At 71.1% G+C, this 22,313-nt stretch carries 23 protein-coding genes; 13 read left to right on the forward strand and 10 right to left on the reverse strand.

Going from position 1 to position 22,313, the window contains the following annotated elements:
• Positions 1 to 22 precede the first annotated feature (22 nt).
• Positions 23 to 853 (forward strand): NUDIX hydrolase, encoded by an 831-nt coding sequence (locus Vgi01_RS05600; RefSeq protein WP_204290344.1) that lies wholly within the window; start codon positions 23 to 25, stop codon positions 851 to 853.
• 12 nt (positions 854 to 865) lie between these two features.
• On the opposite strand, the gene mshD is transcribed toward Vgi01_RS05600, so the two are convergent.
• The 3 genes from mshD to Vgi01_RS05615 form a co-directional block, all read right to left on the reverse strand.
• Entirely contained in the window at positions 866 to 1,807 is a 942-nt protein-coding gene (mshD, locus tag Vgi01_RS05605) for a mycothiol synthase (protein WP_102659454.1), read from the reverse strand.
• A gap of 33 nt (positions 1,808 to 1,840) precedes the next feature.
• Positions 1,841 to 2,701, reverse strand: coding sequence for a polysaccharide deacetylase family protein (locus Vgi01_RS05610; RefSeq protein WP_239088809.1), 861 nt, complete (start codon positions 2,699 to 2,701; stop codon positions 1,841 to 1,843).
• A 75-nt stretch (positions 2,702 to 2,776) separates the two neighbouring features.
• Complete coding sequence (locus Vgi01_RS05615; protein WP_102659472.1) at positions 2,777 to 3,517, reverse strand: winged helix-turn-helix transcriptional regulator; 741 nt, start codon at positions 3,515 to 3,517, stop codon at positions 2,777 to 2,779.
• 254 nt (positions 3,518 to 3,771) lie between these two features.
• Here Vgi01_RS05615 and Vgi01_RS05620 point away from each other — a divergent pair, with 254 nt between their 5' ends.
• The 5 genes from Vgi01_RS05620 (at position 3,772) to Vgi01_RS05635 (ending at position 7,255) form a co-directional block, all read left to right on the forward strand.
• A complete protein-coding gene (locus Vgi01_RS05620) occupies positions 3,772 to 4,806 on the forward strand; it encodes a hypothetical protein (protein ID WP_102659453.1) in 1,035 nt (344 codons plus the stop codon).
• A gap of 130 nt (positions 4,807 to 4,936) precedes the next feature.
• The gene (locus tag Vgi01_RS05625) at positions 4,937 to 5,722 is read left to right on the forward strand and encodes an LmeA family phospholipid-binding protein (protein WP_102659452.1); all 786 of its coding nucleotides are present in this window, start codon (positions 4,937 to 4,939) and stop codon (positions 5,720 to 5,722) included.
• 72 nt (positions 5,723 to 5,794) lie between these two features.
• Entirely contained in the window at positions 5,795 to 5,872 is a 78-nt protein-coding gene (locus Vgi01_RS31370) for an Ms5788A family Cys-rich leader peptide (protein WP_311202345.1), read from the forward strand.
• A gap of 209 nt (positions 5,873 to 6,081) precedes the next feature.
• The gene (locus Vgi01_RS05630; protein WP_102659451.1) at positions 6,082 to 6,930 is read left to right on the forward strand and encodes a sulfurtransferase; all 849 of its coding nucleotides are present in this window, start codon (positions 6,082 to 6,084) and stop codon (positions 6,928 to 6,930) included.
• Position 6,931: 1 nt separating this feature from the next.
• A complete protein-coding gene (locus Vgi01_RS05635; RefSeq protein ID WP_204290345.1) occupies positions 6,932 to 7,255 on the forward strand; it encodes a DUF1416 domain-containing protein in 324 nt (107 codons plus the stop codon).
• A 261-nt stretch (positions 7,256 to 7,516) separates the two neighbouring features.
• Here the strand turns inward: Vgi01_RS05635 and Vgi01_RS05640 are convergent, their stop codons facing one another.
• The 3 genes from Vgi01_RS05640 to Vgi01_RS05650 all read right to left on the reverse strand — a co-directional run bounded on the left by Vgi01_RS05640 (position 7,517) and on the right by Vgi01_RS05650 (position 13,608).
• Complete coding sequence (locus tag Vgi01_RS05640; RefSeq protein WP_013736143.1) at positions 7,517 to 7,657, reverse strand: hypothetical protein; 141 nt, start codon at positions 7,655 to 7,657, stop codon at positions 7,517 to 7,519.
• Between the two features lie 13 nt (positions 7,658 to 7,670).
• A complete protein-coding gene (locus Vgi01_RS05645; RefSeq protein ID WP_102659449.1) occupies positions 7,671 to 8,837 on the reverse strand; it encodes a glycosyltransferase family 2 protein in 1,167 nt (388 codons plus the stop codon).
• Between the two features lie 391 nt (positions 8,838 to 9,228).
• Positions 9,229 to 13,608 carry a S8 family serine peptidase gene (locus Vgi01_RS05650; RefSeq protein WP_204290346.1) on the reverse strand — a complete coding sequence of 1,460 codons (4,380 nt, stop codon included), beginning with the start codon at positions 13,606 to 13,608 and terminating at the stop codon, positions 9,229 to 9,231.
• A 288-nt stretch (positions 13,609 to 13,896) separates the two neighbouring features.
• Between Vgi01_RS05650 and Vgi01_RS05655 the strand changes: the two genes are divergently transcribed.
• Both Vgi01_RS05655 and Vgi01_RS05660 read left to right on the forward strand, forming a co-directional pair.
• Positions 13,897 to 14,415, forward strand: a complete 519-nt coding sequence (locus Vgi01_RS05655; protein WP_204290347.1) for a winged helix-turn-helix domain-containing protein — start codon at positions 13,897 to 13,899, stop codon at positions 14,413 to 14,415.
• Between the two features lie 55 nt (positions 14,416 to 14,470).
• Positions 14,471 to 15,334 (forward strand): hypothetical protein, encoded by an 864-nt coding sequence (locus tag Vgi01_RS05660; RefSeq protein ID WP_239088810.1) that lies wholly within the window; start codon positions 14,471 to 14,473, stop codon positions 15,332 to 15,334.
• Positions 15,335 to 15,341: 7 nt separating this feature from the next.
• On the opposite strand, the gene Vgi01_RS05665 is transcribed toward Vgi01_RS05660, so the two are convergent.
• The 3 genes from Vgi01_RS05665 to Vgi01_RS05675 form a co-directional block, all read right to left on the reverse strand.
• Positions 15,342 to 17,384 carry an amylo-alpha-1,6-glucosidase gene (locus tag Vgi01_RS05665; RefSeq protein WP_204290348.1) on the reverse strand — a complete coding sequence of 681 codons (2,043 nt, stop codon included), beginning with the start codon at positions 17,382 to 17,384 and terminating at the stop codon, positions 15,342 to 15,344.
• Positions 17,381 to 17,761, reverse strand: a complete 381-nt coding sequence (locus Vgi01_RS05670) for an SCP2 sterol-binding domain-containing protein (protein ID WP_204290349.1) — start codon at positions 17,759 to 17,761, stop codon at positions 17,381 to 17,383. The genes Vgi01_RS05665 and Vgi01_RS05670 overlap by 4 nt, the downstream gene beginning before the upstream one ends.
• Positions 17,762 to 17,853: 92 nt before the next feature.
• Positions 17,854 to 18,228: a DsrE family protein gene (locus Vgi01_RS05675; protein ID WP_204290350.1), complete on the reverse strand. Its 375-nt coding sequence runs from the start codon at positions 18,226 to 18,228 to the stop codon at positions 17,854 to 17,856.
• A 12-nt stretch (positions 18,229 to 18,240) separates the two neighbouring features.
• Between Vgi01_RS05675 and mtfM the strand changes: the two genes are divergently transcribed.
• Positions 18,241 to 18,342: a small membrane protein MtfM gene (gene mtfM / locus Vgi01_RS31105; RefSeq protein ID WP_013736135.1), complete on the forward strand. Its 102-nt coding sequence runs from the start codon at positions 18,241 to 18,243 to the stop codon at positions 18,340 to 18,342.
• Positions 18,342 to 18,935, forward strand: a complete 594-nt coding sequence (locus tag Vgi01_RS05680; protein ID WP_102659442.1) for a heme-binding beta-barrel domain-containing protein — start codon at positions 18,342 to 18,344, stop codon at positions 18,933 to 18,935. The genes mtfM and Vgi01_RS05680 overlap by 1 nt, the downstream gene beginning before the upstream one ends.
• Before the next feature lie 8 nt (positions 18,936 to 18,943).
• Here the strand turns inward: Vgi01_RS05680 and Vgi01_RS05685 are convergent, their stop codons facing one another.
• Entirely contained in the window at positions 18,944 to 19,792 is an 849-nt protein-coding gene (locus Vgi01_RS05685; RefSeq protein WP_204290351.1) for an aminotransferase class IV, read from the reverse strand.
• Between the two features lie 69 nt (positions 19,793 to 19,861).
• Here Vgi01_RS05685 and Vgi01_RS05690 point away from each other — a divergent pair, with 69 nt between their 5' ends.
• From Vgi01_RS05690 to Vgi01_RS05700, 3 genes are all read left to right on the forward strand, one after another.
• Positions 19,862 to 20,290 carry a Fur family transcriptional regulator gene (locus Vgi01_RS05690; protein ID WP_102659440.1) on the forward strand — a complete coding sequence of 143 codons (429 nt, stop codon included), beginning with the start codon at positions 19,862 to 19,864 and terminating at the stop codon, positions 20,288 to 20,290.
• A complete protein-coding gene (ygfZ, locus tag Vgi01_RS05695) occupies positions 20,287 to 21,399 on the forward strand; it encodes a CAF17-like 4Fe-4S cluster assembly/insertion protein YgfZ (RefSeq protein ID WP_204290352.1) in 1,113 nt (370 codons plus the stop codon). The genes Vgi01_RS05690 and ygfZ overlap by 4 nt, the downstream gene beginning before the upstream one ends.
• A gap of 86 nt (positions 21,400 to 21,485) precedes the next feature.
• On the forward strand, positions 21,486 to 22,313 hold the full coding sequence (locus tag Vgi01_RS05700; RefSeq protein WP_204290353.1) for a beta-keto acid cleavage family enzyme: 828 nt from the start codon (positions 21,486 to 21,488) through the stop codon (positions 22,311 to 22,313).

Genomic DNA, 22,313 nt, shown 5'->3' on the forward strand with positions numbered 1-22,313 from the left:
CGCCCGGCTAGGCTGCTGGGCGATGACGACCGACCGTGGATATCCCGCCCCACCTGCGCTGGTGGAGCACGCCCGCCGGTTCTGGACCAGTGGCGACCAGCCGCCGGTACCCCGGGTGGCGGCCACCGTACTGCTGCTGCGTCCGGCCCGGGAGGGCTTCGAGGCGTACCTGATCCGCCGGGTCGCCGCGATGGCCTTCGGCGGCATGTACGCCTTCCCCGGCGGCGGGGTCGACGCCTCGGACTCCACTACCGGAGTCGACTGGGCGGGCCCGCAGCCGGCGAGCTGGGGGGAGACCCTCGCCCTGGCCCCGGCCGCCGCACAGGCGGTCGTCTGCGCGGCGGCCCGCGAGGTCTTCGAGGAGGCCGGGGTGCTGCTCGCCGGGCCGGATGCGAGCCGGGTCGTCGGTGACGTCAGCGACGACAGTTGGGAACGCGCCCGCGCCGACCTGGAGCAACGCCGTACCGGCTTCGCCGAGCTGCTCGCCCGGCGCGGCCTCACCCTCCGGTCCGACCTGCTGTTGCCGTGGAGCCGGTGGGTGACGCCGGAGTTCGAGCCGCGTCGGTTCGACACGTACTTCTTCGTGGCGCTGCTGCCCGATGGGCAGCGGACCCGGGACGTCTCCGGGGAGGCCGACCACACGCTCTGGATCCGACCCGCCGACGCCTGCGCGCGGGCCGGGGCCGGTGAGCTGAACATGCTCCCGCCCACCCTTGTCACGCTCGGCGAGGTGGCCGCCTGCCCGGACCTCGACGCGGTGGCGCGCGCCGCCTCGGCCCGGGACGCGGCCACGCCGATCACTCCCCGGCTGGACCTGTCCGACCCGGACGACCCCCGGTTCCACCTGACCTGAGCCGGTGCGCCCTCAGCCGAGTTGGTAGTTGACGTGGGCGGACCAGCGGGCGAAGCCGATCCGCTCGTAGAGCGCCACCGCCGCGGTGTTCGACTCGTCGACGTAGAGCATCACCCGGTCCAGGCCGCGCTGCTCCTGCAGGTACGTCAGCCCGGCCGTGGTCAGGGCCCGGCCGAGCCCGCCGCCGTGCGCGGACGGATCCACGCCCAGCACGTACACCTCACCGATGCGGGCCGAGCCGGGACGCTCGTGCACCTTCGTCCAGTGGAAGCCGAGCAGCCGGTCGGTCGCCGACTCGACCGCGAGCAGGAAGCCGGCCGGGTCGAACCACGGCTCGGCGAGGCGTACCCGCAGATCGTCGGCGCTCCACCGGCCCTGCTCGGGGTGATCGGCGAAGGCCCGGGCGTTGAGGGCCAGCCATGCCTCGTCGTCGGCACCGGGACGGAACGCGCGCAGGGTCACCCCGTCGGGCAGGCGGGGTTCGGGCTGCGGGGAGGAGAGCGGCCGACGCAGTTGCCAGAGCACGCGGGCGCGACGGAAGTCGAGGTCGACGGCGAGTGCCGCGGCGGAGGGGTGGTCGCCGTGGGCCCACGCCCGCAGTGGCCCGGTGGCATTCGCCAGCACCTGCTGCGCCAGCGCCCGCCCAATGCCCCGCCGCCGGTGCGCCGGATGCACCACGAGTCCTACCCCGACACCCGTGCCCGGGTCGGTGGTGTCGAGGTGCGCGTACCCGGTCAGCGTCTCGTCGTCGGCGCCACGGGCGACCAGGTGGATCGCCGGGGCCCGCTCGTCGCGGAGTCGAAGCAGGACCTGCTCGTCCAGCGGGTCCGCGCCGTCGGTGTCGCCGGCTGCCCGGGCGAGGTCGACGACCTCGGCGATCTGTGCGGGATCGAGCCGGTCCAGCCGGCTCACCTGCGTACCTGTCAAACCCGCGCTCTGCGTTCGCTCGCTCATCCCCGAAACGGTATCCGCACCCGGCAGGGTCCCTCACGTACCGTGCTTCGGCAGCGCGTGGAGGTCGAAGCGGGCGGTCAGGTCGGGCAGGATGCGGTAGAGCGCGTCGACGGTGCCCTGCCGGTCACCGCCCGCGTCGTGCAGCAGGACGATCGATCCGGCTCGGGCCTCGGACAGCACCACGGAGGCGATCCGGGCAGCGCCGGGGGCCCGCCAGTCCGACGGGTCGAGTGTCCAGTGCAGAGGCGTCATGCCCAGGTCGCGGGAGACGGAGATGACCGGGTAGGTCCAGGCGCCGCCGGGCTGCCGGTACCAGGTGACGGGCGCGTCCGGCGCGGCGGCGTGGATCGCGGCGTTGGTACGCAGCAGGTCGTCGCGGATCCGATCCGGCGACCGCCCGCCCAGGCTCACGTCATGGCTCCAGCTGTGGTTGCAGAGGGTGTGGCCTTCGTCGACGATCTGCTGGACGAGCCACGGGTAGGCCTGGGCGTTCTGCCCGACCACGCAGAAGGTCGCCGTGACGTGGTACTCCCGCAGGATGGCGAGGACCTGCGGCGTGTAGTCCGGGTTCGGGCCGTCGTCGAAGGTGAGCGCCACCTCGTTGGTGCCGGTGCTCAGCCGGGTGCCCATCGGGCCGAAGTTCGGGTCCGTCCCGTCCGGCCGGCTCGCCGGGTTCGACGGGCTGCCGGACGGGTGATCGGGGCTGGGGTCGGCCTCGGCGGACTGGTCGGCGTACTCGGGGTGGTCAGCGCCGGTGGCGGTGACCGCCGAGTCGTGGCGCGGTGGATCGGGGACCAGGCTCCGGCCGAGCACGTACGCCGATCCGAGCACCGCCGTCACGACGAGCGTGATGATCCCGAGCACTCGGCCCGTGCCCCCGTGGTAACCGCGCACCGCTGCCCCTCCCGCTGGCCAACTCGGCAGTCACCATAAAACTGCCAAGCCGCCCAAAAGGGGCATATGCGAGATTTAGCCCTCGACAGTGAGGGGGCGTGCGGCGAGGGACGCCGACTCGACGGCCTCGGAGAGCGAGTTGCGCGAGGACGGCACGACGAACTTGTAGCCGACCTGCCGCACCGTGCCGATCATCGACTCGTACTCCGAGCCGAGCTTGGCGCGCAGGCGCCGAACGTGCACGTCGACGGTCCGGGTGCCACCGAAGTAGTCGTACCCCCAGACCTCGCGCAGCAGCTGGTCGCGGGTGAAGACCCGGCCCGGGTGCTGGGCGAGGAACTTGAGCAGCTCGAACTCCTTGTAGGTCAGGTCGAGCGGGCGACCCTTGAGCTTCGCGGCATAGGTGTCCGGGTCGATCATCAGCTCGCCGGCCCGGATGGAACCACCGACCCCGGCCGTCGCGTTGCTGAGTCGACCGACCGCGAGCCGCAGCCGGGCCTCGACCTCGGCCGGGCCGGCGGAGGCGAGGATGACGTCGTCGACTCCCCAGTCGGCGTTCAGGGCGATCAGACCGGCCTCGGTCACCACCGCGACAAGCGGTACGCCGAGCCCCGTGGCGTGCAGCATCCGGCAGGTGGCCCGCGCCTCGCTCAACTCGGAGCGGGCGTCGACCAGGACGGCGTCCGGGCTGGGCCCGGCGACCAGGGTGCGAACGTCGCGAGGTGCGGTGCGTACCGAGTGCGGTAGCAGGTCCAGTGCCGGCAGCACTGCAGATGGTTCGCCGGCTCGTGCGGTCACCAGCAGCAGGATCTCCACGATCACCTCCGTCCCGGCGGCCCCGTGCGGCCGCGCGCGACCAGCGGCACTCCTTGGCGGATATGGCGCTGGGAACATCCGTGGGTCCCGGCGTCGCTGACGGGCGGGTTTCGGCATGAGCGTAACCGATCGACTGCGCCGAGCCCGGGCGTGATTTCCCGTTTGCCCCATCTGCCCTCGATCGCGCCTCAGGTTTTAACCTGGCGGAAACGCTGGCACCCGCGATTTGCGGTCGGTCTGGCACCATCGGTTGGGTGTTTCCCTCCAGCTCACCTGAGACCGGCCGCGAGCCGTGGGCGGACGACCCGCCCCCGGCCGGTGGTGCGGCACCGTCGACCGGCCCGACCATGGAGAACGACGAGGCGCGTCGCTCCGGCGGCCCGCGACGCCTGCGCCGTGGCGGCTCGTCACGCCGCTCCGACGAGGCGCTCGACGGTGACGACGAGGAGGAGACGGAGCCGCCGGTCGAGGTCAGCCGGCAACTCTCGCTCGCCGTCGCCGGGTTCGCCGCGCTCCTCGGCCTCGGCCTGGTTCTCGGTGCACACACGTCGGGGCCCGACCATCGGCTGCCCTTCACGATCGTGGTGCTCACCGTGCAGATGCTGTTCCTGCTGGGCTGGACGATGGTCACCCGACCACCCGCCCTGCCGGTGGTGCTCGGCGTCGGCGCACTGTCCGCGTTGGCGGCCGACGCGGTGGCCGTACGCAGCTCCGAGGCGCGACTCGGGCCGCTGCTCTACATCGCGATCGGCGCGGTGCTCGCCACGGTGCTCGGTCAACTGGTGCGCCGGGTGGACCGGGTCCGGGTCACCGACTCGCTGCGGACCACCGCCACCATCATGTTCGGCACGGTCGCCTTCGCCACGCTGATCGTGCTGAGTCGGATCCCTGCCGGCACCCAGGCCATCGTCGTCTGCCTGACCGCAGGCGCGGTCACGGTGGCGGTCGCCCGCGCGACCGACGCCTTCGCCGCCTGGCCCCGCCTCGCACCCCAGGTGCCCCGGGGCGCAGCGGGCGTGGTCGGCGGGGCGATGGTCGGTACGTTGGTCGGCGCGGTCCTCGGCAGTTACCTGGTCACCCCGTTCACTCCGACCAGGGCCGCGATCCTCGGTCTGGTCGCCGCGGTGGTCGCCGTGCTGGCCGACCTCGCGGTCAGCTACGCCGAGGCCGGTCGGCTGATGGCGGGCGAACAGCCCACCGTGTGGGCGGCCCGGCACGTGCAGGGGCCGCTGGGCGCGCTGGCGATGGTGGCGCCGGCCGCGTACCTGATGTGTCGGCTCCTGCTGTGACCGACCGCTGCGGCACCGGCGGTGATTGAGTAATTCGGGCTCCGGGTAACACTCGTGCGCCGGGATCGGCGTACGTCAAGGACAGTCGGCGTACGCAGGCAGGCCGGCGTACGTGAAGACAGGAGGCGGCGTGGACCACGAGCAGACGTACGACCGGCGACCGCGGCGACGGGGCCGCAAGCTACTGATCGGGTTCGTCGTCCTGCTGCTGGTCCTCGTCGGGCTGGTCGTCATCGCCGACCGGGTGGCGGCAAGCGTGGCCGAGCGCAGAATCGCCGACGAGGTTCGCCAACAGGTGGCTCGCCAGCAGGCGCAGTCCTCGCCGCCGGAGGTCGAGGTGGGTGGGTTCCCGTTCCTCACCCAGGTCGTCGACGGGCGGTACGAGCGCATCACCATCCGGATGCGTGACGTGCAGGGCGCGGTGCAGGGCGACGCGATCTCGCTGCCCAGCCTCGACGTGGACGCCCGCAACGTGCGGGCCTCGCTGGACACCCTGCGTACCGGTCAGGGCGACGTGGTGGCCGAGACGGTCAACGGCACCGCCACCATCAGCTATCAGAGCCTGGCGGCCCTGCTCGACCGGGAGGGGCTGACCCTCGGTGAGCGCAACGGGCAACTCGCCGTCACCGCCCCCCTGGAGGTCCTCGGTCAGCGGCTCACCGTCACCGGCGTCGCCGACATCGTGGTCAGCGACGAGGGGCAGATCGCCCTGCGGTTCGCCGACCTCGACGCCGAAGGGCTGCCAAGCGCCCCGCTGGCCCGTACGTTGCTGAACAACTTCGCCCGCAGCATCTCGGTCGACGTGCCGCTGCCGGAGTTGCCGTTCCAGCTCACCGTCCGGGAGGTGCTCCCGCAGCCCCAGGGCCTGACGGTGACCGCCGATGCGCGGGACGTACCGATCAACTCGGTTGGCTGACCTCGGGCTCAGCGTCCCGGATGCTGGTCGGGCCCCTGGAGAAAATTGGGATCACTGGTAGGCTCCCTGGTCATGGGGACGCTCCTCACCAAACGGCGCGCGGTCGACCTGTGCCGCGTGGCCACCTGCCTGTGTCGCCCCGTCATCTGACGGCGGGGCTGCTTCCGGCCGCATAGCGGCCATCGGCACTCGGGGTTTGCGTACTCCATCCCGGTGCACCCACCGGACGCCCGGCAGCGGCGCCGTCGCACAAACCCGTGATCCGTTCCTAGCTATGGGTCCCGCGCGTGGTGCGACATTCAACATCCCACGACCTCCGCGCGCTGGCTCACCATCCATCCTCACCAGGGAGTGATTCGATGAGTCGCGACACCGCACTCGTCTCGGCCGACTGGGCCGAGAAGAACCTCGACGCCCCGGGCGTCGTCTTCGTCGAGGTCGACGAGGACACCTCGGCCTACGACACCGGCCACCTGGCCGGCGCCATCAAGCTCGACTGGAAGACCGACCTTCAGGACCCGATCCGGCGGGACTTCGTCAACAAGGCCCAGTTCGAGGCGCTGCTCTCCGAGAAGGGGATCAGCAACGACGACACCGTCATCCTCTACGGCGGCAACAACAACTGGTTCGCCGCGTACGCGTACTGGTACTTCAAGCTCTACGGCCACGGCGACGTCAAGCTGCTCGACGGCGGTCGCAAGAAGTGGGAGCTGGACGCCCGGCCGCTGGTCAAGGACACCGTGACCCGCCCGGCCACCCAGTACGTCGCCAGCGAGCCGGACAACAGCATCCGGGCCTTCCGCGACGAGGTCGTGGCCGCGATCGGCACCAAGAACCTGGTCGACGTGCGCAGCCCCGACGAGTACGCCGGCCGCCTGCTCGCCCCCGCCCACCTGCCGCAGGAGCAGGCGCAGCGCGGTGGCCACATCCCGACCGCGATCAGCGTGCCGTGGTCCAAGGCGGCAAACGAGGACGGCACCTTCAAGTCCGACGACGAGCTGCGCAAGCTCTACGGCGAGGCGGGGCTGGACGACGGCAAGGAGACCATCGCGTACTGCCGGATCGGCGAGCGCTCCTCGCACAGCTGGTTCGTCCTCCAGGAGCTGCTCGGCCACCCCAACGTGAAGAACTACGACGGCTCGTGGACCGAGTACGGCTCGCTGATCGGCGTGCCGATCGCGCTCGGCGATGAGCCCGGGGAGGCCTGAGATGACCGCACCCACCGCCGCTGGTTGCGCCGCACCCGACCAGGCCGCGCCGCTGCCCGCCAGCATCGACCTGGAGAAGGAAACCGTCATCACCGGTGTCGTCCACTCCGCGCAGGGCGAGGCGGTGCCGGGTGCGTACGTCCGGTTGCTCGACTCCACCGGTGAGTTCACCGCCGAGGTGGTGACCTCGCCGGCCGGTCAGTTCCGCTTCTTCGCCGCTCCGGGCAACTGGACTCTGCGGGCACTGTCCCGCCACGGCAACGGCGACATCGCCGTCACCGCCGGTCGGGGCGTCACCGAGGTGACCGTCACCGTCGGCGACTGACCTCCGTACCGCTGGCCGCGTGGCCCGTGTCCCTCCCATCCGTCGGGGGACCCGGGCCACGCGCCGTTTCCACCCTCCGACGAGGGAGGGCAGGCGGTTCTGCAACAACGCCGAAGTTGCTGGGTGCGGGACCGGTCGATACCGCACCATCGCCGTACCTGCTGGGCGTGGTCCGGGCCTGGGAAACGCGTACGGCCGCCGGGTTGCCCCGACGGCCGTACCGCGTGTGGTTGTTGCTCTTTCGAGCTGGCGCTCGCGCGATCAGCTGATCTTGCGGCGGGCCTTGGCGCCCAGGTTGGCGACGGTCACCAGCAGGGCGCCGAGCCCCAGCAGGATGCTGCCGACCAGGCCGACGGCGGCCGTGGAGGCGCCGGTCAGCGGAAGGTCCTGGTTTGCGGACATGTTCTCACCTCCCTCACCCCTTCGCACCGACGGCGATGCGGGCCGGGGAGTCCCAGACGCATCGGTCGACGGTGGGTTGACGGATCGCCTTCACCAGGGCGTGCACGAGGATCACCCGGTACAGCAGGTCAGCGACGATGATCACGGGTAGGAAGAGCGGAAGCTGCGGGTGGCGGAGCCGCCACGCGGCGATTCCCACCCAGATGCCGTGGCCGGCAAGCAGGAACAGCAGCCCGGGGAGCAGTCCGGGGCCGGCGGTGGCGATCAGCCAGAGGGTCAGCGGGCCGCCGGCCACATAGAGCAGCCAGTGCAGAATCAACAGGACGTACGCGTAGTCGAACCGAGTGGCGTACCGGCCGACGCGGTGACCGATGACGCCCTGGAAGGTGCCCCACATCCAGCGCAGGTTCTGCCGGTACCAGTCGCGCAGGTTGGTCGGGTCCTGCAGGTGGGCCAGGGCGCGGGGTGCGTATACGACCCGGCCGAGGTTGCGCCGGTGGGTCTCCAACACCCAGTAGGTGTCGTCGACGATGTACGGCGGCTGCGTGGGCAGCACCACGTCGAGCAGCTCGGTCCGGTAGATGGAGTTCGAGCCGGAGATGCAGTTCATGACGTTGAAGTGGCTCTGGATCCGGCGGATCACCGCCTGGTACATCCAGTAGCTGTACGCCCGCTTGGCCAGCCACGGGTTCCACCGTCGCTCGGGCGGCCACCAGGTGGCGTTGTGTCCCACCACGATGCTGACCTCGTCGGTCATCTTGGCCAGCGCGGCGGTGACGAAGTCCGGCGCGACCACCACGTCGTCGTCGAGGATGGCCACCGCCCGGTAGCGACGGCCGAGCTCGAACGCCTCATAGGCGGTGTGCAGGGCGGCCGGCTTTCCGACGTTGTGGGTCAACGGCAGCACCCAGGCGCCGGCCCCGGCGGCGAGTTCGGCCGTGTCGTCGGTGGAGGCGTCGGAGACGAGGTAGACGTCGCTGCCGGTGGCCCGCGCCGCGCGTACCGTCGCGGCGATCGTGGCGGCGCCGTTGCGGCAGGCGATCAGGATGGCGACCTGGTCCGCGCGTACCGGCCCGTAGAGCGGGGGGCGGGCGGCGTGGCGCGCCTGGTAGCCCACGGCCGGACGGAGGAAGCCGTACCCGAAGGAGCCGATGATGAGGAGCAGTACGAGACTACTCACAGTAATCGATAAAGTCAGCAAAACTTCGGGCATGGGGGTCAATTCGCAGGTAGAGGGGGAGGTGAGCGCTACTCGCGTTGGGGGTTCGCCGATAACGCTAAGTGATATTTGATGGATCGCCAAGTCTGGTGATCAAATTCGGCCGATCGGGCCATCCGTGAATGTCCTCGCGGCGCGGCAGATCCGCGAACCAGCAGGCCAGGCTGGCTGGCCGGGCCGCCCGAAGTGCTACCGAGGCACCCCGTTTGACCAGGTTCAGGACCGTCTACAGCCCGACGCTCCCCGCCGAAGTGGTCTTCGCCACCCCCGCCGTTCCGCGCGGCTTCCTCGACAACAAAAGCGGTGGCCGCCGGTCGATGGAACGACCGGCGGCCACCTTGGGGTTGTCGGATCAGATACCGGTGGCTCTGGTGCAGGTGGAAGCCGGGTCGAGGGCGAAGTTCAGGGTGCCCACGATGCCCGCCTCGATCTGGTGACGTTGCACCTGCGGAACCCAACCGTCCTTGGCGACGATCACCTCGTACCGGCCTCGCGGCAGCCACCAGGCGTACTTACCGCTGGCGTCGGCGGTCAGCGTGGTGCCGGTGCCGGCCGAGATCAGGTTCACCCGCACGATCGCCGGGATGCCGACGGTGACGCCGCCGCAGGTGGTACCCGTGACCGTGCCCTGGATCTTGCCCCAGTTGTTCGGCGGAGACACGTTCATCTCCACCGATACCGGGGTCACCGGATAGGGGGTGTTCGAGGCGATCGCCAGCTCACCGGCGTACCGGCCCGGCTGGAGGACGCCCGCCTCGGTGGTGGCGTCGAGCGTCACGGTCACCGTCCGGGACGCACCCGCAGCGAGCGTGAAGGTGCTCGGCGAGGTGCTCAGCCAGGGCAGGTCCGCCTCGGCCGCGCAGAGGTCCAGGCCGCCGAGCCGCTCACTGTCCGGACTGCCCACGAACGAACTGGGCGAACCACCGATCTTGTACGCGCCACACGCGGCGGCACCCCGGTACCTGCCGAACTTGGCGTTGGGCAGGTCACGCCACGCCCCGGTGGCCGGGTCGAAGGCGACGGAGCGGTTGGTGACCGCCGTCGACCCGTCGGTCACCCCGCCGGCCAGCACCAGCAGCCCGCCTGCTGCCGCGTACTGCGAGCCCCAGAGCTCCAGCGGCATGCTCGGCAGTGGGCTCCAGTTGTCTGCCGCCGGGTCGTACCGGTAGGCGTCGGTGTACTCGGTGCTGCCCGTGCCACCGGCGCAGTAGACCGACGATCCGATCCCGCCGCAGGACAGCCAGGACACCGGATGCGGGTAGTTGGCTCCGGTACGGAAGGAACCCGTGGCCGGGTCGAAGATCACCACCCGGTTGCTGTCGGTGCAGGTGGCATCGGCGCAGCCACCGACCAGGTAGACCTTCCCGCCGAGCACCGCCGCGCCGGCCGCCGCGACCGGGGCCGGGTTGGTGGCACCGCCGACGGTGCTCCAGCTGCCGGCGGCCGGGTCGAAGACGTCGACCGTGGCAACCGTGTCACCACTGCCACCCCATCCACCGATCACGTAGAGCTTGCCGTTGACCGCCGCCGCCGCCGGCTTCGAGCGGGCCACCGGCAGGTCGGGCAGGGCGGTCCAGGCGTTGGCGCTCGGGTCGTACACCCAGGCCTTGCGTTCGGTGCCGGTGCTGCTGCCACCGCCGACCGAGTAGACCTTGCCGTCCAACCACGCACCCGCGTTGTCGTAGATCGACGCGGGCAGCTTGGCGATCTCACTCCACGCGTCGTCGGCGGCGGTCGAAGCGGACTCCGGTGCGGCACCGCCGTACGCGACACCGGACCGCTCCTTGCTGATGCCCTTCATCTTCTGCACCTGCAGCGGTGCGCCAGCACCCTGCGTGAGCAGCTCGAACTGGCCGGACCGCTCCAGCAGATCCACCTCGGCCGGCGCGCTGCCGGTGTTGCTCACCGTCACCTTGGTGGTCCGTACGACGCCGTGCCGCTGGTGCGACTCGATGCTTGTCGGGCTGACCGTCACCCGCCCGGCGCGGAGCGCGAAGTTCGTCCGCTTCACCCCGTCCTCGACCACCGCGACATCCTTGGTGAGCGACTGGTACGGCGTCCGGCTGGCGGTGAACGGCCGGGTACCGGTCAGCGTGGAGAAGATCCAGTAGAAGCCGTCGGGCTGGGCGGCGTCCTCCGGGGTGGCCGCCGACACCGCGCGGTCCTGCGGCTGGTCGTCGCTGACCACCGTCACCCCGTTGACCGCCTCACCGGTGTTGCGGTCGGTGGTGGTGCCCACCACCAGGCCGCCCGGAACCGGCGTGCACTCCCGGTTGACCACCTCCACGTCGTCCACCTGCCACCACCAGGCGAAGGTGCCGTTGAACCGGAATCGGACCAGCGCCGACCCGGCGTTGGCGGCCGGGGTCAGCGGCACCTCCTCGACCCGGGGCCCACGCCGGCTCGACGTCTGGTGCCAGACGTTGGTCCAGGTCGCTCCGGCGTCGGTCGAGACGTCGATGTCGGCCGTGTCGGTGATGCCGACCGCCCGCCAGTCGCTGCGGAAGCGCAGCACCGGTGCAGTCGCGCCGGACAGGTTCACCGGCGGGGCGACCAGGTCGGTGTCCTGGGTGTTGCCGCTGCCCAGGGCGTCACTGTCGATGATGGCGAACCCGCCCGAGCCGCCGGTCAGGTTGCCGCGCGAGCGCGGGTCGTTGAAGACCCAGCCACCGGAGGCGGTGCGGTTGGTCACCGTCCAGCCCGACGGCGCACTCGTGCCGTCGAAGCTCTGGGTCAGCAGCGGAGCACCGAACTGGCCCGAGTAACCGGCGGCGACGCAGCTCGCCTCGACCGGTACGGCGATATCGGCCGTCACGTCCCGAGCGGCCACCGCCACGTCACGGGTGACGCTCTGATAGCCGGGGTACCGGGCGGTGACGGTCAGCCGGTACGAGGTGCCACCCGGCGCGGTGAACGAGTAGCGCCCGGTCACCGGGTCGGTGAAGATCGGACCGCCGGGCCGGCCGGCCACCTCGATCCTGGCGTACAACGGCCAGCCGTGGCCGGAAGCGTCGGTGACCCTGCCCTTCACGGTGACCGTCGGGTTGGCGGTCAACGCGAAGTCGCGGGTGACGGCACCGCCCTCGGCGACGGTGACGGTCGCCGACTGGCCGGCGTACCCGTAGGCGCTGACCGTCACCGTGCTCTCGCCGGCCGGCACGCTCAGCGTGTACCGACCGTCGGGGCCGGTGCTGGTGGTGCGGGTGCCGTCGGTCACGGTCGCGCCGTTGACCGGGTCGCCGTCGGCCGCGTCGGTCACCCGGCCGGTGACCCGGCCGATCGCGCCTCGGGGCGCGTCCCGGACCGCCGCGTACGCGTCCAGCCGGCCCTCGCCGAAGACGTTGTTGTCGGCCGGGGTGCCGCCGCAGGTGGTCGCGTCGACGTCGCGGGCGGTGCGGTCCAGCAGTTCCTCGGTGGCGGCGATGTCCCCACGCAGGCTCGGCGCGGCGGACCAGACCAGCGCCACGGTGCCGGACACGTGCGGGGCGGCCATCGAGGTGCCGCTGGCCGAGGCGTACCCGCCGTTGCGGACGCTGGAGCGCACGTTGCTGCCGGGTGCCGCGATGTTCGGCTTGATCAGGTCGGTGCCGGAGCCGCGACCGGAGAAGCTGGCGATGGCGTTGTTCACGTCGTAGGCCCCGACCGCGTACGCGTTGGCGTTGTCACCGGGGGAGCCGGCGCTGCCGCAGCTCGGGCCGTCGTTGCCGGAGGAGAAGACGGGGAACATCCCGGCGGCCCGCCAGGCGGCGATGGTCTGCTGGTACCAGGGGTCACCGCCGTCGCCGCCCCAGGAGTTGTTGACGATGTCGGGACGCAGATCCGGCCGGGGGTTCTGACCGTTGGCGTCGGTGGGCGCGAGCACCCACTGGCCGGAGGCGAGCAGGGAGGCGTCGGAGCAGCTGCGCGACTCGCAGCCCTTGGCGGCGATCCACTTCGCGCCCGGTGCCACCCCGATCTGGTTGCCGGCCCCGTCGTCGCCGACCATCGTGCCCATCGTGTGGGTGCCGTGGTCGTTGTTGTCGCAGGGCGCGGTGCCGGTGCAGATCCCGGCCGGGTCGAACCAGTTGTACGCGTGGTCGAAGCTGCCGCCGAGGTTGCCCCGGTAGGAGGCGACAAGCGCCGGGTGATCGTACTGCACACCGCTGTCGATGTTGGCCACCACGATGCCCTCACCGCGGTCGCCGAACTCGTCCCAGACGCGGGGTGCCCCGATGTTGGTCAGCCCCCACTCGACCGCGGCGGTACGCGCCCGGGTCGCCTCGCTGGAGGTCGGCAGCAGCAGGGGGTAGCTGCGACTCGGCGCGATCCGGGACACCTCGGGCCGGCCGGCGATCTCGTCGACCAACGCCTTGTCGCCCTCGACCCGGATCGCATTGGCGATCCAGTACGCGGTGTGCGGTACCTTCCGCTCGTCGAGCAGCTCGCGCAGGTCGGCCTGGCTGCGGGCGGCGGTGCTGGTGAGCAGCCGGTGCACGGTGCGGGCCCGCTCGTCGGCATCGCGCGTCTTCGCGGCCTCGGCCAGCGGTGCGGTCTCCCGCAGGTAGACCAGGAACGCGGTGGTGTCGCTGCTGGCGAGCCGGTCCACCAACGCCTGGTCGACGGTGGCCCGCTGTGGTGCCGGCTGCGGTGCCGGCGCGGCGACCGCGGGCTGGGCGGTGACGGCCAGCAGCGCAGCGGTCGCGACCGCCACCGCCCGCCATCGTGGTGACCGTGCGGATGGTCGTGTGAACAAAGGTTCCTCCCCCACGTCGTCGTCCCGATCGACTCGGGCCGGGCATCCGCGGGCCGGATCGTGACACCGCGGAGCGGTCGGACGATGTGGGTGGCTGGTGGTGGTGCCCGCCCGCTGAGAGTCATGCTTCTGCGCCGACGATCAGTGATCAATGGAAGATGTCGGTCAGTACTCGGTCAGTGACGAGGCGCGATCCTGACCGTTAGGCTCATTGCCGGGAGTCATCGGTGGCCGTCGTTGTCGATTGATGGGAAGTCGCAGGTCAGCGCGGGCTCGTGGGGAGGCAACGTGTCCGGTGTGGAGATCCCGATCCTGGTCTGCGTCAGCTCCGACGCCGTTGTGCGGCAGCGCGTGGTCCAACGACTCGACGGCGTGGGTCCGGTGGTGATCTGCGCCGACCTGGCTCAGTTGCGAGCGATGTTTCCCGAGCCACCGGGCGAGCCCGATCTGACGGATGCCCGACCTCCTGAACGTCGGGCCGGCGCTGCGGGCGGCTGGGCCGATCTCGTCATCGACCGGGCCGGGCACCTGGTCAGCTGGCGGGGCGTACCGCTGGGGCTGACCCGTACCGAGCGGGAGCTGCTCGCCCGGTTGGCCAGCTCGCCGGTCAGCCTGTGGAGCTACGAGCGGCTGTTCGCCTCGGTCTGGGGTGGCGCCTACCTCGGCGACACGGCGATCCTGCACTCGGCGGTCAAGCGACTGCGGCGCAAGCTGCGCGCCCTGCCCGGTGGGCCCCAGGTGCAGACCGTCCGCGGGGTCGGCTACCGCCTGACCGCACCCCCCGACGCCATCGAGGACCAGAACTGACACCGCACCGCTGACCCGGCCCGGGCAGAGTCGCCGCGCGTGACACCATGGCCGGGTGAGCAGTACAGCCCCGACGGGGTACGCCCCTTCCGCCGGCCCGCCGCCACCCGAGTCCGGCCCTGGCTGGCCGCGGTGGCTGGTCGCGCTGACCGTGGTCTGGGGGGTGCTGCTCGCCGGCCTGACCTGGCACTCGGCCCGCAACGATCCGCCGACGGTACGCGAGCAGCGCACCATGGCCCAGGCCATGCCGCGCGTGCATGCCGCGATCGGCGAGCTGGTCGCGGCGGCCTCCGGCACGGTGTACGCGCTGGCACCGGCCGAGTTCGAGCAGGGCTGCCGGGTCACCCCGTTCGCCGACGGCGCGATCCTGCGCCGCCACGTCGAGCTGGCCGTGCCGGCCGGTGAGGAGCGGGCCGTGCTGGAGCGGGTCGCCGAGGGACTGCCCTCGCCCTGGCGGGCCGGCGTCCGGCTCACCTCCGACGGCCCCCGGCTGCGCGCCGACGCGGGGGAGTTCGTCACCGTTTCGGGTCGTACCGTCGCCGACGGCCGGGTGCGCCTGAGCGTCGAAACGGGCTGCCGCCCCGCCGACGCTGTTCTCGCTTCGTTACTGCCGGAGTACCCACGAGGCCCCGAGTCGGCGGCCCTGAGCGCCGCGCTTTCCGCCCTCGGCGTGCCGGCCGGAGGACCGGACGAGTTGATGCAGGTGGCCTGCCCGAGCGGCGGGGTGGCGCGTACCCGCCGGGCCGACGTCGCGGCCGCGGCGCAGTCACCCCAGGCCGCGCTCGCGCCCCTGGCCGGTGGGACGCCCGTGGTGGCCACCGACCAGCTGTACGCCTACCGACACGACGGCGTGGCGGTGCTTGTCGAGCTGTACGAGGACCGAACGGTCCTGGCAGCCACCACCGGATGCGCAGACTGAACCGCCCTCACTCGTCGTCACGGTCGCGGCTGCGGCCCAGCGCGTCCACCCGACCCCACCGGCCGGGGATGTCCAGCAGCTCCACCCGACCCATCCCCTCCGGCACGTACGGGTCGATGATCAGGTGTTCGTCCTCGGGTTCGAGCCCGAGCAGGACCCGGACCAGCAGCAGCGGGGTGCCCGCCGACCATGCCTGCGGGCTGCACGCGGTCGGGTACTGCACCGGAAACTCGGTGAGGTCGCGTTCGTAGCCGGCGAACGCCTCCGGCAACCGGCCGTCGAAGTAGCGCGAGGCACCGAGCATCGACTCGCAGATCTGCCCGGCCTCCTGCCGGAAGCCGTACTTCCACAGACCCCAGGCGATGAGCGAGTTGTCGAACGGCCAGACCGTTCCCACGTGGTACCCGATCGGGTTGTAACGTCCCTGGTCGTCGCCGAGGGTGCGAACCCCCCATCCGGAGAACAGGCGTGGTCCCAGCAGGTGCTCGGCGACCCGGGCGGCCCGCGACTCGTCGACGATGCCGCTCCACAGCAGGTGCCCCATGTTGGAGCTGAGCGCGTCCACCGGAGTGCCGTCGCTGTCCAGACCCAGTGCGTAGTACTCCTTGTCCGGCAGCCAGAAGTCCCGGTTGAACCGTTCCTTCAGCGCGGCGGCCTGGAGTTCCAGCTGGTCGGCGTACTGCGGGTCGTTCCAGAACAGTCGGGCCATCCGGGCGGCGCGCAGCTTGGCGTCGTAGGCGTAGCCCTGCATCTCACAGGTGGCGCGGGGAAAGCCCGGCAGCCGCCCGTCGGAGTAGGAGATCCCGTCCCAGGAGTCCTTCCAGCACTGGTTCTCCAGCCCGTTGCGGGTGTTGCGGGTCTGATACCAGAGGTAGCCGGTGCCGAGCAGATCGCCGTACGTGTCCATCCAGTTCAGCGCCGCCCGGGCGGGGTACTCCAGCTGTTTGATGAGCGTGCTGTCGCCGGTCCACCGCTCGTACTCGTCGAGCAGGATCACGAACAGCGGGGTGGAGTCGGCCGCGCCGTAGTACGGCGAGTGCGGCTGCTCCTCGAACCCGGCGGTCTCGCCGTAGCGCAGCTCGTGCAGGATCTTGCCGGGCTCCTCGTCGCGGAAGTCGTCGATCCGGTGGCCCTGCAGCCCGGCCAACATCATCAACGTGGGCGGGATGATGTCCGGCAGGAACGGCAGCACCTGCAATGAGGTGATGATGCTGTCCCGACCGAACAGCGTCATGAACCAGGGCAGCCCGGCGGCCATCAGCCGGACGCCGAGGGCGATGGACTCGTACCGCAGCGCGGCCAGGTCCTCCAGGCTGCGCCGGTACGCGGTGGCCAGGGGTTCGCAGTCGCAGACGAGTTTGGGCGCGTTCGCGACGAGTTCCGCGTGTTCAGCCTGAATCGCCGCCGTGCTGCGGCTGCCCGCCATCGGCAGCCCGGTGCGGACGTCCTCACCCCGCGCGCCGTAGATCACCGTGGAGATCCTCAGGTGGGTGGTCCATTCGCCGTGCGGACCGATCTGGATCGAGAAGGTCATTCCCCGCTTGTCGACCGCCGCGGGTGCGCTGCTGTGGATCACCGTCTCGCGGTGGAACGCCTCCCGCCGGTACGTCAGGCGCAGCGCGTGATCCTCGACCGCGACGGTGAGGTCGCCCTGCTTGTGCTGCACGTCCTTGATCTCGAACAGGTCGGCGAAGTCGGCGCCGATCTCGAGTCGGACGGTGAACGTCATCTCCTTCCCGGAGTGGTTGAGCACGGTCAGGTCTTCGTCGAAGCTGTCGCCGATGGCCCGGTTCCGGATGATCGAGACCTTGGTGTCCAGGAAGTGGGTGGGCTCGCCGGGCACCAGGAAGTAGCGAGTCCGGTAGGACTCCGCGTCGTCGACGGAGAGCGGTTGCAGCCGTTCTCCGTCGAGCAGCAGCAGCCAGGTGGAGAGGAACCTGGTGTCGAAGGCGAACAGGCCGGTCGGAAAGTCGAGGGAGGGTTCGATGTCCCCACAGCGATCACTGACCAGGAAGGTGTTGCCGTCCAGGATGCTGACAAGCTCCTTCACCGGGCCCGCCTGACCTTCTCCCGGGCCACCTCGCGCGGGTCCCTGGTGCCCGGTGCGGGCGGGAAGAACAGCCGGAACGCCAGGAACAGCGTCACCCGTCCGCTGAACGTGCTCTCGTTGCGAAACAGCGCGGCTATCGCCTGAGAACGGCCGGTCACCAGCCGGTCGAACAGATCTACGCTGCTGTACCAGATGGCGTCGGCCTCGGCCAACCCTCGGTCGATATCGAGGGCGCCCGGTCGTATGCGGAGCACCCAGTGCTCGGTGCGGCCGTCGTCGGTGAGGTCGATCCGAAGCGTGCCGGTGAGCGAGCTGCGCAGCAGCTGCGGGGCGCGGGCGGGCAAGGTCGCAAAGAACTGCTCGATCGCCTCGGTCACACCCGAATCGTAGGCATTAGTCCGAGTTGCCGGGCAGGTTCCGTCGCCTTGCCGAAGCCGGCTCCGGCTACTGACGATCGAGCAGCCAGGGCTCAGTAGACGAGCGCCTGCGCTCCCTCGGCCATCGTCTCCTCCACGAACACCGCCGCGCCGGCGATCCGCACTCCCGGAATGACGTCGTCGGTGCCGATGTCCCGGCGGGCCGCGCACTGGGTGCAGGCCGTCACCGTGCCGGTGGTGAGGATCACGTGCAGCAGCTCGGCCAGCGGCGCCGAATGCGGCAACTCGAAGTTCTGAGCCCTCCCGGGCAGCGCGAACCAGGTCGATTCGCCGGTCAACCAGAGCGAGACGTGCACACCAGCGGCAGCGGCGGTGGCCGCCACAGTGAACGCCTGGGCACAGCGCTCGGGTGCATCGGCACCGGCGGTGGCCTTGACGACGAGAGAGCGGGCCATGGCGACCAGCATAGGATGAGTCGGATGGTCACCGAGATCGGGTTCGTCAGCCTGCTGGTCGCCGGCCTGGGCGCGCTCGCCGGTGGCCTGATCTATCTGGCCGTCCGCATCTCAAGAGGCAAGTGATGAGTGACGACAATCCGTTGGCACCGCCGCCGTGGCTGAACGCGCCGCCGGTCGAACCGTACCCCTACGAGGAGAGCCACGACCTGCGGGTGGGGCCGAAGCTGCACCCGACCCTGGACGGCCTGCTGCCGTACATCGGGGTGTGGCGGGGTCGGGGTCGGGGTGGCTTCCCCACCATCGAGGACTTCGACTTCGCCCAGGAGATCCGGATCAGCCACGACGGGCGGCCGTTCCTGTCGTACGAGTCGCGGGCATGGATCCTCGACGAGCAGTCCCGCCCGGTGCGCCCGGCGGGACGGGAGGTCGGCTGGTGGCGGCCGGTACTCGACGGTGACCGGGTCACCGACGAACTGGAGGCGCTGCTGACCGTCCCGACCGGGGTGATGGAGCTGCACATCGGTCGGCGCAAGGGCACCCAGATCGAGTTCGTGACCGATGCGGTGGTGCGTACCGCCACCGCCAAGGAGGTCACCGCCGGGCACCGGCTGTTCGGCATCGTCGAGGGTGCCCTGCTGTACGCGCAGGACATGGCGGCCGTGGGTCAGCCGCTGACGCCGCACCTGTCCGCCCGGCTCATCCGGGTCGCCGGCTGACCCGACGGTCAGGGCAGCGGAAAGCCGAGCAGGTCCCGCAGCGCGTGGGTACGCGGGCTGCGGGGCAGCGGCTCGCCGTCGAGGGCGAGCACCTCCACCAGACCGCGAACGGACGAGGTGAGCCAGACGGCGTCGGCGTCGCGTAGCTCGGCCGGGGTGACCATGCGTTCGGCGGCGTGGCAGCCGACCTCGGCGGCGTTGGCGAGCAGCCAGGCGACGGTGGTGCCGGGCAGGATGCCGGTGCGCGCGGCCGGCACCGTGCAGAGCGTGTCGCCGGTCGACCAGACCACGTTGGCGGTCGGCCCTTCCAGGACGTAGCCGTCGGAGGAGACCCAGAGCACGTCGTCCACCCCGGCTCGGGCGGCCCATCGGCGGGCCGCCGTGCTCGCCCCGTACGACGTCGATTTGATCCCGGCCGGCAACCAGTCCAACTCGGGGCGGGCGTCGGCGGGTACCCCCAGGCTCAGCGTCGCCACCCGTACCCCGTCGTGTCGGGCCTGCCGGACCGCGGCCGGGACGGCGGCGAGGGTGGCGTACACCGTCGGTGGGCCGCCGCCCTCGGGCCCGCGGGTGCAGACCAGCCGCAAGGCGCCCTCGACCTCGGTCGGCCACCCGGCGGCGACGGTATCCAGGAGTTCGACGAGCGCCGCGTCGTCGGGCAGGGTCAGCTCCACCGCCGCGGCGCCGGCCCGCAGCCGGGCCAGGTGCGCCTCGCGCAGCCAGGGCCGCCCGTCCCGCAGGTGCATGGTCTCGAACAGCCCGTCGCCGCGCAGCACACCGAGGTCGTCGCCGCGCAGTACCGGCTCGGTGACCGATAGCAACCCTCGACCGAGTACGCCGATCCGTGTGACCTCCACAACTGGGCAGGATAGACGGACAGCGGTCTCCGTCGAACGATTCGGAGACGGCCGAACTATGATCGGAGGGTGTCCGAATCCTCCCTCGCGGAACTGCTCCGCTCCCGTGGCCTGCGGCTGACGGCGCAGCGGCAGCTGATCCTGCAAGCGGTGCTGGACCTGGGGCACGCCACGCCGGAGCAGGTGCACACGGCGGTGCGCGAAGTCGCCGCCGGGGTCAACATCACCACCATCTACCGCACGCTCGAACTGCTGGAACGACTCGGCCTGGTCACCCACACCCACCTGTCCCACGGGTCGCCGACCTACCACGCCGCCGGTGAGGACCAGCACGTCCACCTGGTCTGCCGCGAGTGTGGCGCGATCGACGAGATGGACCCCGAGTTGATGCGTCCGCTGGCCGAGCAGTTGACGCGGGAACGTGGCTTCCGGATGGACATCGGCCACGTCTCCTTCTTCGGCAACTGCGCACGCTGCGGGGACGGGAGTCCAGCATGATCGACATCGCGGGTGCGGTGGCCGTGGAGAGCCTCGACGAGTCCAGCCGCGACCAGCCGGAGCCGGCGCACGCGGCGGCCGGGGTGCGCCCGGTGGCGGCCCACTACGGCGACCCGATGCGCGAGCAGCGCCTGCTCGACACCGAGGTCGGCCTGGTGGACCGATCCCACCGGGGCGTGATCGCGGTGCCGGGTGCGGACCGCATCTCCTGGCTGCACACCCTCACCACACAACATCTGGCCGAGCTGGGCCCCTGGCAGGGCACCGAGTTGCTGGTGCTCTCGCCGAACGGGCACATCGAACAGCACGCCATGGTCGCCGAGGACGGCGACACCACCTGGCTGGACACCGAGCCGGGTGCGACCGAGGGCCTGCTGACATACCTGGAGAAGATGCGGTTCTTCAGCCGGGTCGAGCCGCGTGACGTCACCGCCGATCAAGCGTTGCTGTCGCTGGTCGGGCCCCGGGTGGCCGAAGCGCTGGCGCTGCTCGACGTGCCCACGTTGAACGCGCCGGACGTCACCGGCGTACCGGGGCCCAAGTTCCGCTCCGGCGAGGTGCCGCCCCGGCCCACCGCCCGCTACGACGTCAAGCCCCTGCCGTCGGGCGGGTGGGCGCGACTCGGGCCGCTGGGCGTGGACCTGCTGGTGCCCCGGACCGCGATGGACCAGGTGGTCGCCCGGTTGCGCGACGGCGGGGTCGGGGTCGCCGGGCTGTGGGCGTACGAGGCGGTGCGGGTGGCCGCCCGACGCGCCCGGGTCGGCGTCGACACCGACCATCGCACCATTGCGGCCGAGGTCGACCTGATCGCCCCGGCCGTACACCTGGACAAGGGCTGTTACCGGGGGCAGGAGACGGTCGCCCGGGTGCACAACATGGGCCGTCCGCCGCGTCGGCTGGTCCTGCTGCACCTGGACGGGGTGACCACCGACCAACTGCCGGTTGCCGGCACCCCTGTCGAACTCGCCGGTCGTACGGTCGGCTTCGTCGGCACCGCCGTGCACCACCACGAGCTGGGTCAGGTCGCGCTCGCCGTGGTCAAGCGTTCGGTGCCCGACGACGCCGTGCTGCGCGTCGGCGAGAGCGCCGCCGCCATCGACCGGGAGTAAGGAAGGGCACCTTATTAACGCCTCCGGTAGAGGCGGGGCCCCCTGTTAACACAAGTACCTTCAGCGGGCGTTCTAGGATCGCCGGCATGACAACAGGGACGTTGATCACGGTTGCCCCCACCGGCGCGGAGTCGGCCAAGACGGAGGTGCCGGCGCTGCCGGTGACCCTGGACGAACTGCTGCTGACCGCCACGGAGTGCGAGGCGCTGGGCGCCTCGATCATCCACGTCCACATCCGTGACGACGAGGCCCGGCCCACCCTGGACCTGGGACGACTGCGGGCCACCGTGTCGGCACTGCGGGAGAGCACCGACCTGATCGTGCAGCTCTCCACCGGCGGCGCGGTCACCGACCCGGAGGCCGACCGGCTCGCCGTGCTGGACGCCGCACCGGACATGGCCTCCTGCACCATGGGCACCGTCAACTTCGGTGACGACGTCTTCCTCAACCGCTGGGAGTTCATCGTCGACCTGCACACCCGGATGCAGGAACGCGGCATCGTGCCGGAGTACGAGATCTTCGACCTCGGTCACCTGACCGCGCTGCGCCGCCTGCTGGACAGGTACGGCCTGCCGCACGGCGGCCACGTGCACGTGGACTTCGTGATGGGCGTACCCGGCGGTATGCCCGGCACCACAGCGACCCTGGTCGCGGCTCAGCAGATGCTGCGCGACCTGCCGGAGGGCACCACCTTCTCGGCGACCGGCGTCGGGCGCAGCACCATCCCGGTGATGCTGGCCTCACTGTCGACCGGCGGCCACCTGCGGGTCGGTATGGAAGACACCGTCACGTACGCCAAGGGACGCCCGGTGGAGTCGAACATGCAGCTGGTCGCCCGGGCGGTCGGCTTCGCCCAGCTCGCCCAGCGTCCACCGCTGAACACCACCCAGGCCCGCGAACTGCTCGGCCGGTAA

The organism is Micromonospora gifhornensis (assembly GCF_016863515.1).
Taxonomy (GTDB): Bacteria; Actinomycetota; Actinomycetes; order Mycobacteriales; family Micromonosporaceae; genus Micromonospora; species Micromonospora gifhornensis.